The 13,753-nt window shown below is 55.2% G+C and carries 16 protein-coding genes; 8 read left to right on the top strand and 8 right to left on the bottom strand.

Features of this window, described 5'->3' with window-relative positions; translation table 11 throughout:
* Positions 1-135 precede the first annotated feature (135 nt).
* Positions 136-684, bottom strand: coding sequence for a hypothetical protein (locus ACFIO0_RS20295; RefSeq protein ID WP_390912245.1), 549 nt, complete (start codon positions 682-684; stop codon positions 136-138).
* Positions 685-810: 126 nt separating this feature from the next.
* On the opposite strand from ACFIO0_RS20295, the gene ACFIO0_RS20290 reads away from it, so the two are divergent.
* The gene (locus ACFIO0_RS20290) at positions 811-2,175 is read left to right on the top strand and encodes a cytochrome P450 (protein WP_390912244.1); all 1,365 of its coding nucleotides are present in this window, start codon (positions 811-813) and stop codon (positions 2,173-2,175) included.
* Here the strand turns inward: ACFIO0_RS20290 and ACFIO0_RS20285 are convergent.
* Entirely contained in the window at positions 2,172-4,481 is a 2,310-nt protein-coding gene (locus ACFIO0_RS20285) for a DNA topoisomerase (ATP-hydrolyzing) (protein WP_390912243.1), read from the bottom strand. The genes ACFIO0_RS20290 and ACFIO0_RS20285 overlap by 4 nt on opposite strands.
* A 230-nt stretch (positions 4,482-4,711) precedes the next feature.
* On the opposite strand from ACFIO0_RS20285, the gene ACFIO0_RS20280 reads away from it, so the two are divergent.
* The 6 genes from ACFIO0_RS20280 to ACFIO0_RS20255 all read left to right on the top strand — a co-directional run bounded on the left by ACFIO0_RS20280 (position 4,712) and on the right by ACFIO0_RS20255 (position 8,882).
* Positions 4,712-5,311, top strand: a complete 600-nt coding sequence (locus ACFIO0_RS20280) for an SH3 domain-containing protein (RefSeq protein ID WP_390912242.1) — start codon at positions 4,712-4,714, stop codon at positions 5,309-5,311.
* Positions 5,312-5,365: 54 nt separating this feature from the next.
* A complete protein-coding gene (locus ACFIO0_RS20275; protein WP_390912241.1) occupies positions 5,366-6,193 on the top strand; it encodes an SDR family NAD(P)-dependent oxidoreductase in 828 nt (275 codons plus the stop codon).
* Positions 6,194-6,268: 75 nt separating this feature from the next.
* Positions 6,269-6,472: a twin transmembrane helix small protein gene (locus tag ACFIO0_RS20270; RefSeq protein WP_390912240.1), complete on the top strand. Its 204-nt coding sequence runs from the start codon at positions 6,269-6,271 to the stop codon at positions 6,470-6,472.
* A 5-nt stretch (positions 6,473-6,477) separates the two neighbouring features.
* Entirely contained in the window at positions 6,478-7,050 is a 573-nt protein-coding gene (locus ACFIO0_RS20265) for a cob(I)yrinic acid a,c-diamide adenosyltransferase (protein WP_390912238.1), read from the top strand.
* Positions 7,051-7,197: 147 nt separating this feature from the next.
* Complete coding sequence (locus ACFIO0_RS20260) at positions 7,198-7,956, top strand: electron transfer flavoprotein subunit beta/FixA family protein (RefSeq protein WP_390912236.1); 759 nt, start codon at positions 7,198-7,200, stop codon at positions 7,954-7,956.
* Positions 7,956-8,882 (top strand): FAD-binding protein, encoded by a 927-nt coding sequence (locus ACFIO0_RS20255; RefSeq protein ID WP_390912235.1) that lies wholly within the window; start codon positions 7,956-7,958, stop codon positions 8,880-8,882. The genes ACFIO0_RS20260 and ACFIO0_RS20255 overlap by 1 nt, the downstream gene beginning before the upstream one ends.
* A gap of 56 nt (positions 8,883-8,938) precedes the next feature.
* On the opposite strand, the gene ACFIO0_RS20250 is transcribed toward ACFIO0_RS20255, so the two are convergent.
* Positions 8,939-9,763, bottom strand: coding sequence for a DUF6473 family protein (locus ACFIO0_RS20250; protein WP_390912233.1), 825 nt, complete (start codon positions 9,761-9,763; stop codon positions 8,939-8,941).
* Between the two features lie 160 nt (positions 9,764-9,923).
* On the opposite strand from ACFIO0_RS20250, the gene ACFIO0_RS20245 reads away from it, so the two are divergent.
* On the top strand, positions 9,924-10,799 hold the full coding sequence (locus tag ACFIO0_RS20245; protein WP_390912231.1) for a 3-hydroxybutyryl-CoA dehydrogenase: 876 nt from the start codon (positions 9,924-9,926) through the stop codon (positions 10,797-10,799).
* Positions 10,800-10,844: 45 nt separating this feature from the next.
* Here ACFIO0_RS20245 and ACFIO0_RS20240 read toward each other — a convergent pair whose 3' ends face one another.
* Genes ACFIO0_RS20240 through ACFIO0_RS20220 form a run of 5 tightly spaced genes read right to left on the bottom strand, consistent with a single transcriptional unit; the run spans position 10,845 to position 13,744 of the window.
* Positions 10,845-11,723, bottom strand: a complete 879-nt coding sequence (locus ACFIO0_RS20240; RefSeq protein ID WP_390912230.1) for a 1-acyl-sn-glycerol-3-phosphate acyltransferase — start codon at positions 11,721-11,723, stop codon at positions 10,845-10,847.
* A gap of 40 nt (positions 11,724-11,763) precedes the next feature.
* Positions 11,764-12,033, bottom strand: a complete 270-nt coding sequence (locus ACFIO0_RS20235) for an HPr family phosphocarrier protein (RefSeq protein WP_390912229.1) — start codon at positions 12,031-12,033, stop codon at positions 11,764-11,766.
* A gap of 9 nt (positions 12,034-12,042) precedes the next feature.
* Complete coding sequence (locus ACFIO0_RS20230; protein WP_390912227.1) at positions 12,043-12,438, bottom strand: PTS sugar transporter subunit IIA; 396 nt, start codon at positions 12,436-12,438, stop codon at positions 12,043-12,045.
* On the bottom strand, positions 12,435-13,322 hold the full coding sequence (gene rapZ, locus ACFIO0_RS20225; protein ID WP_390912225.1) for an RNase adapter RapZ: 888 nt from the start codon (positions 13,320-13,322) through the stop codon (positions 12,435-12,437). The genes ACFIO0_RS20230 and rapZ overlap by 4 nt, the downstream gene beginning before the upstream one ends.
* Positions 13,319-13,744 (bottom strand): HPr kinase/phosphorylase, encoded by a 426-nt coding sequence (locus ACFIO0_RS20220; protein ID WP_390912224.1) that lies wholly within the window; start codon positions 13,742-13,744, stop codon positions 13,319-13,321. Before ACFIO0_RS20220 ends, rapZ begins: the two co-directional genes overlap by 4 nt.
* Positions 13,745-13,753 lie beyond the last annotated feature (9 nt).

The following is a 13,753-nucleotide window of genomic DNA, read 5'->3' as shown; positions in this document are numbered from 1 at the left end:
CGCTGCGGCCCGAAGTTCATCTGCCGCGCGATTTATTGCCATTCGGGACATAAATCAAGCACCTCTTGACGCTTGATGCGCGCCTGTCACCTACATGACGCGGTTATACGCAGAAATCTGCGTGATTTGAGGGCGTTACTGGACGCCGCCAAACCATCCTTGTTCTTTTTGCTGCTTGACCAAATAGCGTTCAATTGCTTTGGCCGCATTCTGGGACAGGTTTTTCAGCTGCTCTTGGGCGGACATCGTATAGCCAGACCCCACAAGTGTCCCGCTGCCAAACGACTCAAGCACAGTAATCTGGTGCGGCTCGTCGTTCATCTTTTTACCTGCCGCATCATCCCAAACCGTGAGGTTGATGATCAGGATTGATTTGGGCGACAAAACCAATGGCACACCGGGCTGCGCAAGAACGTAGCCTTCGACACTCACGCCGAAATGGTAACGTTTGCTGCCATCATACCGGTCAAACCGTTCTGCAATTGCGGCCTTCATCGCGGCGGACAATTCATCTTTGCTAACCTTGCGGCTCAGCGGCCCACCTTTGACAGCCTTTGGGGCCACAACGATGTTGTGCACAAGATTAAAGTCACCAAGCGGCACAGGCGCGTCCGTTAAATCCGCCGCCCCGTTACAGGCCGCGACACTTAGAACCAACAAAACACCAGCAATCCAACGCAGCATCCGCACACTCCCCAATGGTACGATAACCGCGATACCCGAGGTCGGACATTTGCGCAATTGGCCGCAGGCGATTGTCAGAACCGGTGCGGCACTTATATCATCAGGTATACAAACAGGAGCGACGCGATGCCTGACACTGTTCTGCCAAACACCCTACCTGTGCGAGTGCCATTGGTACGCGAACCTTGGGGCATCTTCAAAAGCCTGAACGAAGCCCGTAAGAATGTGCTCAGCATCATCCCCGATATCGCCACGAAACAGCCAATGGTATCAGGCAAAACCGGCAAGCGGTGGCATATGGTCATGGACCCCGCCACCATCCGCGAGATGCTGCTTGATAAGGTCGACGACTACCCCAAGTCTTTGGTCACAAAGAACCTTTTGAAGCCTGCGATTGGCGAATCCTTGTTTCTGGCCGAAGGTGCGCATTGGCGCTGGCAACGGCGTGCGGCCTCGCCCGTGTTCACCCATCGCAACATGCTGAATCTCGCGCCCATCATGACCAGTGCCGCAGAACGCGCGGCCCAGCGTATCAACGATGCAGGACCGCGGGCGGTAAATCTGCTGGATGAAATGGTCACCACGACCTTTGATGTGATCGCTGATGTCACGTTTTCGGGTGGTGATACTTTTGATCGCGACGGGGTACACAACGCAATCGATGACTATTTGGCCGAGGCTGGCAAGATTTCTCTTTTTGACATTCTGGGGGCTCCTGATTGGGTTCCGCGCCCCGGTCGGATCATGTCAGGCAAGGCGCTCAAAGAAATGAAGGCAATGGCCGACGGCGCGATTGATGCCCGCGCAGCACGTGGACACGAGGGGGTCCCTGACCTGCTCGATCTGCTGTTGGCGGGCGTTGACCCCAAGACAAAACGCAAGATGAACACGGCTGAATTGCGTGACAATCTGCTGACCTTCATCGTTGCCGGTCACGAAACCACTGCCCTAACTTTGGCCTGGTCGATGTACCTGATGGCCTTTGATCAAGACGCCCAAACCCGTGCGCGCACAGAGGCGCAATCGGTTTTGCAAGGCCGTGTGGCCACCGGCGATGACGTCGAAAACCTGCCTTTCATCCGCCAGATCGTCGACGAAGCCCTGCGCCTCTATCCGCCCGCTGGTGTCGTGTCTCGCACCGCGATGAAGAACGATACCCTGTGCGAACGCGAGATCAAAAAGGGCGACACGGTTATCATTCCGATCTACGCGCTGCACCGCAATGAATTGCTGTGGGATGATCCTGATGCGTTCCGACCGGAACGGTTCGAGGATCGCAAAGCCATTCCGCGCTACGCCTATTTGCCGTTTGGCGACGGGCCACGCATCTGCATCGGCGCGTCATTCGCCCTGCAAGAAGCCGTGATTATTTTGGCGACCATGCTGTCAAAATTCAAATTCAAACCGGTCAAAGGACGTGATCCTGAACCGGTGATGATCCTGACCCTACGCCCTCAGGGCGGCGTCTGGTTAACGGCAGAACCGGTCTAGTTAAACTTGTTGTCCCGCGGAAAGCCGCGCGGGGCCATGCGGCCGGTTCCTGCCCGTTTTCCAGTCCATTCGTCCAGCGCAGTTTCGGTGCGGGTACGGCCTGCGGGGTCAAGCCAGCTAAGGCCTAGTTCGCGCACAAACGTGGTTGCATCCGACAGCCCGCCGTCTTTGTACTTTTGCAAACGCACACCTTTGCCGCGACCCAGCTCAGGCAGCTCTTCCAGTGGGAACAACAGCACTTTGCGGTTCTCGCCGACAACGGCAACAAAATCGCCCCGCACGGGTTTGCACACCAGCGCACGGGTTTCGCCGCGCACATTCAGCACCTGTTTGCCGGTACGGGTTTGCGCCACAACGTCGGATTCAGGCACAACAAATCCATCCCCCGCCGAGGACGCGACCAACAGTCGACGCTCGGGCTTGTGGATGAAAATGTCGAGGATTTCAGCCTCGTTCGGCAGATCGACCATCAGGCGCAGCGGTTCACCCATGCCCCGCCCACCGGGCAGGTTCGACGCGCTCATCGTGTAGAAACGACCATTCGCACCAAAGACCAACAGGCGATCGGTGGTTTCCGCATGGAAGGTAAACCGAGGCCCGTCGCCGTCTTTAAATTTCAGCTCGCGGGTCAAATCGATGTGGCCCGTCATCGCGCGGATCCAGCCCATCTGGCTACACACAACCGTAATCGGTTCGCGGTCGATCATCGCCTCAAGCGGCACGTCGGCAACTTCGCCAGCTTCAGCAAAAGTCGTCAGGCGTTGACCGCGATTGACGTCGTCGATCACCCAGTCTTTGCCAAATTTCTTTTTGGTTTCTTTTAGCTGTGCCGTGATGCTGTCCCACTGGATGTCATCGCTTTCCAGCAAATCCTCTAGGCCGGCGCGTTCCTCCATCAAGGCGGATTGTTCGCGCAGCAATTCGATTTCTTCAAGACGACGCAACGACCGCAAACGCATGTTCAGGATCGCATCGGCCTGCACCTCGGACAATTCACCATCCGACGGCCCAGGCGAAACATAGTCTGCCTCGTTCATGGCCCGCACGTGATCCTTGGACCAGTCTTCGCGCATCAACCCTGCCTTGGGGTCGTCGTCGTAACGGATAATGTCGATTACGCGGTCAAGGTTCAGGAAGGCGACGATGAAGCCTTCGAGCACTTCCAGACGGTGGTCGATCTTTTCCATGCGGTGCGTGGACCGGCGGATTAGAACTTCGCGGCGGTGATCAAGAAAGGCACGCAGCACTTCCTTCATCGAGCAAACCTTGGGCGTCAAACCGTCGATCAGCACGTTCATGTTCAGCGAAAACCGCACCTCAAGATCAGAGTTGCGATACATCATGCCCATCAGCACATCGGGGTCGACGTTTTTGGAACGCGGTTCCAGCACCAAACGGATATCATCAGCAGATTCGTCGCGCACGTCACCCAGAATCGGGATCTTTTTGGTCTGGATCAGTTCCGCGATCTTTTCGATCAGCTTGGATTTCTGAACCTGATAGGGGATTTCCGTGACAACAATCTGCCACTGGCCACGGCCCAAATCTTCGATCTCGTAACGACAGCGCAGACGGAACCCACCCTTACCGGTGCGGTAGGCCGTCGCGATATTTTCAGGGCTTTCAACAATGATACCACCGGTCGGAAAATCCGGGCCCGGCACATAGTTCAGCAGCGTATCATCACGCACATCCGGTACTTTGATCATGTGGATGCAGGCATCGCACAGTTCGGCAATGTTGTGCGGCGGAATGTTCGTCGCCATTCCCACGGCGATACCCGTAGATCCATTGGCCAACAGGTTCGGGAACTGCGCCGGCAACACGACAGGTTCTGTCAGCGTGCCATCGTAGTTTTCGCGAAAATCAACGGCGTTTTCATTCAGCCCCTCAAGCATCGCCTCGGCCACAGCCGTCATGCGCGCCTCAGTGTAACGCGAGGCAGCAGGGTTATCGCCGTCGATGTTGCCAAAGTTACCTTGGCCATCGACCAACGGATAGCGCACGTTGAAATCTTGGGCCAAACGCGCCATCGCGTCGTAAATCGCAGCGTCCCCATGCGGGTGATAGTTGCCCATCACGTCGCCGGAAATCTTGGCCGATTTACGGAACCCGCCGTTTGACGCCAATCGCAATTCGCGCATCGCAAACAAAATACGACGGTGCACAGGTTTTAGCCCATCGCGCGCATCCGGCAGGGCACGGTGCATAATTGTAGACAGGGCATAGGTCAGATACCGATCACCCAACGCGCGGCGCAGCGGTTCGCTTAGGTCCATGTTGGGGGTATCTGTAGTGTCAGCCATAGATGGTGTGTAGCCGCGTGGCGCAAAACGAACAAGACGGCAATCGCGCCTTATGCTCGGCTTTTGCACCATCGCGCCGAAATGCCCGCGCATCGACGTTGCATCCAAGCCACGTGTGCCGCTTACGGGGAAAAATTCGTGACCTTGCCCCTGAACGTGACCTCTGAATGTGTTAGCTTCTACCGACTCGCAAGAGTCGTGAAGAGTTTGTGATCTGGGGGGTCACTGTTATGAAATCGTTTATCCTGATTACCTTTGGCCTGCTTGGCTTTGCATTTTATGAAATGAGCGATGGCGCTGATTTCGATCCAAATGCCCTGCGCATCAGCCGCGTTGACGCAGCCCCTGCGATTGCGGAAACTCAACTGGCCAACGTCCCAGTCGACACGCCAGTTGTGATCGCCGAAGCAAAGCTGGACGCAGGTGAAGTGACCCGCAACGTTGTGACCTTGGCCTCACTTGAAACGACATCCAACGACACGCGCGTCAGCGCGACCTTGACGCCGTCTGTGACAGCAGATGTGACAGGCGCGGACGACCAAGCCCCGAAGATCATTCTGCCAAGCCTGATCGCGGCCAGCGACCAACCGACAGTGGCCGCTGTTCAAACCTCGCTTGAGGCTGAAACCCAAGCGATCATTCGTACAATTTCAGGCAACCGCGTGAATGTACGCGGTGGTCCGGGCACCAACTATGACGTCGTGAGCCGCATGGTCAAAGGCCAAGCGGTCGAAATCCTGTCTGACCCAGGTCAGGGTTGGGTCAAAATGCGCCCCGTTGACGGTGGCTCTGAAGGCTGGTTGGCCGATTTCCTACTGAACGAGAGTTGAGAGCAACCAGATTCAGCCTATGGTGTACGCTGACTTCATTTTAGAAATGCGTGTATGACCCAAAAATCAATTTTGATCACCGGATGCTCTTCGGGAATTGGCCTCGCCTCGGCCATGGGGTTGCGTGAACGCGGCTGGCGGGTGTTTGCATCGTGCAAGCAGCAAGTCGATTGCGACCGCCTGCGCGCCATGGGTTTTGACAGTCCGCGCATCGATTACACCGACACGGCCAGCATTCACAGCGGCCTGAACGAAGTCCTTGAGACCACAGGCGGGACGCTGGATGCGCTGTTTAACAACGGTGCCCACGCAATTCCGGGTGCAGTCGAGGACATGCCAACAGACGCGTTGCGCTCGATTTTCGAATCGAATTTCTTTGGCTGGCACGAACTGACGCGCTGTCTGTTGCCGGTCATGCGCGCCCAAGGTTACGGACGAATTGTCCAATGCTCCTCGGTGCTTGGGTTTGTGACGATGCCGTGGCGCGGGGCGTATAATTCCACAAAATTCGCGCTCGAAGGCCTAACAGACACGTTACGCATCGAAATGCGTGACACTGACATCAAGATCATTTTGATCGAACCAGGTCCTGTGACCTCAAAAATCCGCGTCAATTCTATCCCGCATTTTGAACGCTGGATCGACTGGGAAAACGCCCCACGCGCCGAACAGTACAAGACCGAACTGCGTCAGCGGTTGTACCATTCCAGCGGACCAGACACGTTTGAACTACCGCCCGAAGCGGTGGTGAAAAAACTGGTGCACGCGCTTGAATCCAAACGCCCGCGCCCGCGCTATTTCGTCACGACTCCGACATATCTGATGGCCACGCTGCGCCGTTTGCTGCCAACACGGGCCCTAGATTGGGTGCTGTCGCGCTAATTGGATAAAATTCCTTCGCTTTTGCGCGCGCGCCCTCTACATCAAAGCCAAACGCGCAACGGAAAGCCTGAATTCATGTCTGATCCCCTATTTGCCCTAGTTGTCATTGCTGTGCTGATTGTCGTTGGCATCCTCGTTTTGGGGCTGACGGGATTTGGCAAAGGCAGTGGAAAATTGCACAGCAATTCTAACCGGCTGATGCGTTACCGGATTATCGGGCAGGCGGTCGCTGTTGGGCTGATCGTGATTTACGTCTACCTCAAACGCCAAGGGGGCTAACAACAATGGTTGTTTTAAACAAAATTTACACAAAAACCGGTGATGCTGGTGAAACAGCGCTTGGCAACGGCACGCGCGTTGCAAAACACGCGATGCGGGTCACGGCCTATGGCACCTCGGACGAACTGAATTGCTTTGTCGGGGTCGCACGCCTTGAGGCAGGTGACGCCGTTGATGACGCGCTAAGCCGTATTCAAAACGACCTCTTCGATCTGGGCGCGGACATGTGTCGCCCCGACATGGAAAAGGACGCCGAATCCGAATACCCGCCGTTGCGCATGGCCGACGCCCAAGTCACGCGTCTGGAAAACGAAATCGACGCGATGAACGAAATTCTGGATCCCCTGCGCAGCTTTATTCTGCCGGGTGGATCAAAATTGTCGGCCCATTTGCACGTGTGCCGCACCGTTGCACGCCGCGCCGAACGCCTTTCTGTAGAACTGGCGACACTGGAATCCGTGAACCCCGCAGCCATCAAATATCTCAACCGCCTCAGCGATTGGTTCTTTGTGGCCGCACGCATTGCCAATGATGGCGGCAAAGCAGATGTGCTGTGGGTTCCGGGCGCAAATCGCTAGAAATTGACAAATCAAACGAAACGCGGCGTCCGTTTGCGCCAACATGACGATTTTGCACTGTCTACGCGGCCACGGCTTCGCTAAGAAATGTTCAAGCTGTGATGATTGCCCATTCGGGTGAGTCGAATATCTAAAGGAGAAACGCTCATGAAGGTGCTAGTACCTGTAAAACGCGTGATTGATTATAACGTGAAAGTTCGTGTCAAAGCGGACGGTTCAGGTGTTGATCTCGCCAACGTGAAAATGTCGATGAACCCGTTTGACGAGATTTCCGTCGAACAGGCCATCCGCCTCAAAGAAGCGGGTCAAGCGGACGAAGTCATCGCCGTTTCCGTTGGCGTCAAGCAATCCCAAGAAACGCTGCGCACCGCGTTGGCGATGGGTGCAGACCGCGCCATTCTGGTGATTGCAGCGGATGACGTTCACCAAGACATCGAACCACTGGCTGTTGCCAAAATCCTGAAAGCGATCGTGGACGAAGAACAGCCCGGTTTGGTTCTGTGCGGTAAACAAGCCATCGACAACGACATGAACGCCACAGGCCAAATGTTGTCCGCCTTGATGGGGTGGTCACAAGCGACATTTGCCTCCGAGCTTGAGATTGCTGGCGACAAAGCCAAAGTGACACGCGAAGTCGACGGCGGTTTGCAAACCATCGAAGTGTCCATGCCAACGGTTGTTACGGTTGATTTGCGTTTGAACGAGCCGCGTTATGCGTCCCTGCCAAACATCATGAAAGCCAAGAAAAAGCCGATGGATGAAAAGACAGCGGCGGACTACGGCGTTGACGTGACCCCTCGTTTGGAAGTTGTGAAAACGGTTGAACCAGCAGCACGTGCCGCCGGTATCAAAGTTGCATCAGTTGAAGAGCTGATCGCGAAACTTAAAGAAGCGGGGACTGTATAATGGCTGTACTTCTTCTGGCAGAAGTCAACGACGGCGAACTGGCAATGGACGCCACAGCAAAAGCTGTGACTGCCGCGGGTTCCCTTGGCGACGTGACTGTTCTTTGCACAGGTGCCACATGCGCCGCCGCTGCAACAGAGGCTGCAACAATTTCTGGCGTCGCAAAAGTGCTGTGCGCCGAAGACGCGATCTACGGCAAACGTTTGGCAGAGCCTGTCGCTGATTTGCTGGTGTCTTTGTCTGGCGATTACGAACACATCGTAGCACCTGCAACAACTGACGCAAAAAACATCATGCCGCGCGTTGCTGCACTGCTGGACGCGATGATCATCTCTGATGCGACAGCCGTGATCGATGCGAACACGTTCGAGCGCCCAATCTATGCGGGCAACGCCATGCAAACGGTTAAATCGTCTGACGCGAAAAAGGTTATCACCTTCCGCGGTGCGACCTTTGATGCTGCTGCAACCGGTGGTTCTGCCGCGGTCGAAAACATTGGCGCTGCTGGCAATCCTGGCCTGTCGTCATGGGTCGAGGACAAAGTTGCTGCCTCTGATCGTCCAGAACTGACATCTGCGGGTGTCGTTGTTTCCGGTGGTCGTGGTGTCGGGTCCGAAGAGGATTTCGCTCTGATCGAAAAACTGGCTGACAAACTGGGTGCTGCTGTTGGCGCATCCCGTGCAGCGGTCGATTCCGGTTACGCACCAAACGACTGGCAAGTTGGCCAAACAGGCAAGGTCGTCGCACCTGAGTTGTACGTGGCTGTCGGTATCTCCGGTGCGATCCAGCACTTGGCAGGTATGAAAGACTCCAAAGTCATCGTGGCGATCAACAAAGACGAAGAAGCGCCGATCTTTCAGGTCGCCGACTACGGCTTAGTTGCAGACTTGTTCGACGCTGTACCAGAGCTGATAGAAAAGCTGTAAGGCAGCTCAGGATAAAAATAAGGGCCCGCTGGTTACTCGGCGGGCCTTTTTCGTTTCTACATGATCTCGCGCAATTTGGCGGCGACTGCTTCTGCTGCTTCTTGATGCGCTGCGGGGCCCATCAAATTGTTGGCAGCCGGCGTTTCCATCTGGCTGAACACCATACCTTCCGTCCCTAACGCAAGAGCCGTGTCCGAGGCGACCACCTCAACCACATCCGTCACTTCGGAGCGCAGCTGCTCGATCATGGCGCGTGTCACGTACCACGGATCACGTTCGTCATCTGGTGCCAGATCGTCCTCAGGCCCATGATCTGCAAACCATAACAGAACCGTTTTACCGCTGATCCCTCGCAGCATACCGCGCATCCGCCCAACCCATGCCTCGCGCAATTCATCAACTACCGTTTGGAACCGGTCCGGTGACAAGGTCAGTAAACGGCCCAACATGTGTTTGTTGAAATTGAACTCTGCAAAATCCACCTCACGGTAGATTGCCTGTAACAAGCTAGACGCTTGCAAGAATCGATCGTTGCGGCGTGGATGTACCGAGTAGAATCGGTTGGACATGTTGTGTGCGCCCATGATCTGCACAACTGTCACAGCGGCATCGTTCGTCATCTCGGCGATTTGCATGTCTTTCGAAAACACATCAATGCCTGCATTCACGCAGCCAAGATTCACGCAAGTCATCGAGATATGCTGTTCAACCAAACTCGGAAACGGGTTTTCGATGAATTTTCCATAGGTTTCCGTGCCCCCTAGAAACGCGACATAAGGCACCGTCAAAGTCCGACGCGGCCCGCGAAACAGCAATTTGGATGTGCCATAGCGGCACGGTAAATAATCTAGGGCACCTGTCCCCAATGCATCAAAACTCATGCGGTCCACCTCTCATCTCACCCGACGGCAGTTATGGCAGCGATATCCTGACAAACCCCTAACCAAATGTGGCGATACGGTGTCGCTGATGCCGCCTTGCTCTTGCGCACATCTGACCGCTATGGTGCGGCAGTGCAGCATCCGCTGGAAAGGTATCGTTATGGACATACAGAAAATTGGCATCGTGGGTGCAGGGCAAATGGGCAACGGGATTGCGCATGTGATGTCGCTGGCCGGATACGATGTTTTGTTGAACGATATCAGCGCCGAGACCCTTGCCGCCGCTGTCGCATTGATCGACCAAAACATGGAACGCCAAGTTAGCCGCGACAAAATCAGCGCTGACGACAAAGCCAGCGCCATGGCCCGTATTTCGACAACCCAAGAACTGGCGGAAATCGGCCCCAGTGATTTGATCATCGAAGCTGCGACTGAAAAAGAACCGATCAAGCAGCAGATCTTTGATGCGTTGCTGCCACATCTGGAACCGCACACGATTCTGACGTCCAACACCTCTTCTATTTCGATCACGCGACTGGCCAGCCGGACGGATCGTCCTGAAAAATTCATGGGATTCCATTTTATGAATCCGGTGCCAATCATGCAGCTGGTCGAATTGATCCGCGGTATTGCGACCGATGCGCCGACCTATGATGCGTGCAAGAAGGTCGTTGATAAGCTGGGCAAAACCGCCGCCTCTGCCGAAGATTTTCCGGCCTTTATCGTGAACCGTATCCTGATGCCGATGATTAACGAGGCGGTCTATACATTGTATGAAGGCGTCGGAAACGTGCAGTCCATCGACAGCTCAATGAAGCTGGGCGCGAACCATCCAATGGGCCCACTAGAACTGGCGGATTTCATCGGATTGGACACCTGTTTGGCGATCATGAACGTGCTGCACGACGGGCTGGCGGATACAAAATACCGCCCCTGCCCGTTGCTGACCAAATATGTGGAAGCAGGCTGGTTGGGCCGTAAAACACAGCGTGGATTTTATGATTATCGCGGCGACGTGCCGATCCCGACCAGATAAATTTCGGCCCGTTTTTGGCCAGCCCGATTGCGGAATTTCCTGCGCTTAGTCTCTGAGCGCCAAGGTGTGATCGCGCAACCAAGCCATAAAGCCACGTGGATCGTCTTTCCACTTGGTGATCTCATCATCGCTCAGCGGATCTCCGACCACAGGCCCCTGTGGTTTATTCAGTGAATACACGATTTCATGCAGCAGCAAACCCTGACGCAGAATCGGTGAAATTTTGTTTGCTATCTGGTAGATACGGCTATTTTGGCCCGGAAAATGCATTGGCACAACCGCCGCGCCGGACCGACGGATCAGTTGGGCCGTAAACACGTTCCACTCGTCCTCGACAGCAGGGCCAAACCACGTTTCGGAATGGGCAACGCCGCCGGATGGAAACAGCGCAACGACGCCGCCTTCCTTGAGATGCTTCATTGCTGCGGCGCGCATTGCGACGCCTTTGGTCAGCGCCTCTGGGTCATGGGCAAACGGCACAGCGATCATGTAACTGCCAGCGACTTCGTCAATCGCGGTCAGCAGTGAACGGGTCAGAATACGGTAATCCGGGCGCACGCGACCAATCAGGTCGGCAAAAATCATGCCGTCAACCATTCCGTGCGGGTGGTTGGCAACGACGATCACAGGGCCGGTTTTCGGAATACGATCCAGTTGCGATTGCGGGGTCGTAAGTTCGATCCCCATCACATTTAGCGCCGCGCGCCAAAAGCCTTGACCCGAAGGTGCTTCTTGTTGCTCGAATTTTTTAACAAGGCGCAGCACGGTCAACTTGCCCGTCAGTGCCTCCATGATCCGGATCACGGTGGATTTCCACGGATCGTCAAACGTCGATGCATACGACAGGCTGCGCCGGTCATATTTCTTGAAGCTCGCCGCTTCTACTTGCCCTTCGGCATCTGCATCGTGAACGCTATCGACCAACGTGTTCAAACCTTTATTTTATCGCATGGATAGACCTAAACTAGGCCCCTTCGCCGAACTTGTCAGCAACAAGAGCCGTTAATGCGTCTGACAATGCGTCTGCATCCGGCCCCGTAGTTTCAATTTCAATAATACTTCCCTTTGATGCTGCCAACATCAAAAGCCCCATAATACTGTCGCCTGATGCAGACATGCCATCTTTGCTGACCTCAGCCTGAGCGTCAAAAGCCTCGACGACCTCGACCAATTTGGCCGACGCACGGGCGTGCAGACCTTTTTCATTAACGATTGTAAGGGAGCAATTGGTCATAATGCGGTATTAACTTTCAGCGCTGACGTTTTGACTGTCGATATATTTACGGCCTGCGTCTAATGCAGCCCGCACGGCATCACCCACGGGCTTGTGGCGGGATTTGGCTAATTTGATCAACATGGGCAAATTTGCGCCATACAAAATGCGCCGCCCCTGTGGTTGGCACGCCATAAGGCTGAGATTCGATGGTGATCCGCCAAATAAATCGGTCACAACCACAACGCCATTGCCGTCATCAACCGCATCGGCGGCTTGGCAAATTTCGGTCTGTTTGTCTGTGCGGTCATGGTTCGCTTCGATAGAGATGGCCCGGATGCCAGTCTGTGATCCGACAACATGTTCGATGGCCGCAAGGTATTCGCGCGCCAATCCCCCATGTGCAACGATCACAATGCCTATCACGTGCTAGCCTCTTCTCTCTTTCGTCGATCAAGTTCGCGATGCCTGAGCGACACCTGCCATCCCGCTTGGGTCAAAAACCGGTTCAAAGACTCAGCCATGGCAACGGACCTGTGTTGCCCGCCTGTGCAGCCAAATGCAATGGACAGATGCGATTTGCCCTCATCTAAATAGGCCGGCAGCAACCACAAGGCGAGGTCTTGCACCTTTTGGCGGAACGTCGCGTAACGCGGATCTTTGTCGATGTAATCGGCCACGGCTTTGTCCTGCCCTGTGCCGCTGCGAAGCGATGGTTCCCAATACGGATTGTTCAGAAACCGGCAATCGAACACCATGTCGACGCTGCGGGGCAAGCCGCGTTTGTATGAAAATGACTGAACCGAAACAGACAGCCGATCCTGCGAACCGGTCGCGAACCATTCCTCGACCTCGGCGCGCAATTCATGAACGTTCAAAGCAGAGGTATCGATCAGCACATCCGCGCGCTCACGCAGCGGGCCAAGCATCTCTAACTCGCGCGTGATGCCCGCCGCAGGCCTATCGCCCAACGGGTGACGGCGGCGCGTTTCGGAAAACCGGCGCAACAGCACATCCGTAGCGCAATCCAGATACAGCAATTCAGGCGTAAATCCGGGCAACCCTGCCATTTGTCCCAAAGCGTCCATGACAGCCGTCGTCGAGAAATCACGGTTGCGCGGATCAATTCCCAAAGCCATTGGTTTACCCGCAGCAGGATCACTCAGCAAAGCTGGGATCAGACGCAGCGGCATGTTGTCGATTGCCTCAAACCCCAAATCCTCTAGCACCCGAATAGCGCTGGAGCGACCAGCACCGGACGGGCCAGTAACCAAGACGACGCGGCGCGGGTTTGGGTCAGATGTGCTCATGTGGTATCCTGCCGTCCTGCCTTGATAAATTGCAAGAGTGATGCGGCAAATGAGGGGTTCCCAATTTTGTGAAGCAATGGGATTTCGAGGCCCAAAAGGGTGTAATTTCGCGGCTCAGGCAAACGTTTTGTTTCGATTTGATCCATGTCTACAACACAGTGAATTGTCGCCTGCGAGATACTTTCGGCGTTCAAAAGGCCAATCCCACGTGCCTCAATCATATTGGCGATAGTCGCCGGGGCGGTCGCAACAATACTCGCGCCTGTTCGCGTTAAGTTTGTGCGATCATCCGCGACCAAATCCGCGCCGTAACCCATCAGCTCAAGCGCCAAGGACGACTTACCAGACCCAGACTGCCCTAAAATCAAAACGCCCTGGCCCTGAAGGGCGACGCAACTGGCATGTAGGGTGACACATTTCATCCAGCTGCC

It is taken from the genome of Pseudosulfitobacter sp. SM2401 (assembly GCF_042932805.1).
Classification (GTDB): Bacteria; Pseudomonadota; Alphaproteobacteria; order Rhodobacterales; family Rhodobacteraceae; genus Ascidiaceihabitans.
This window is presented reverse-complemented; position numbering and strand designations above follow the sequence as displayed.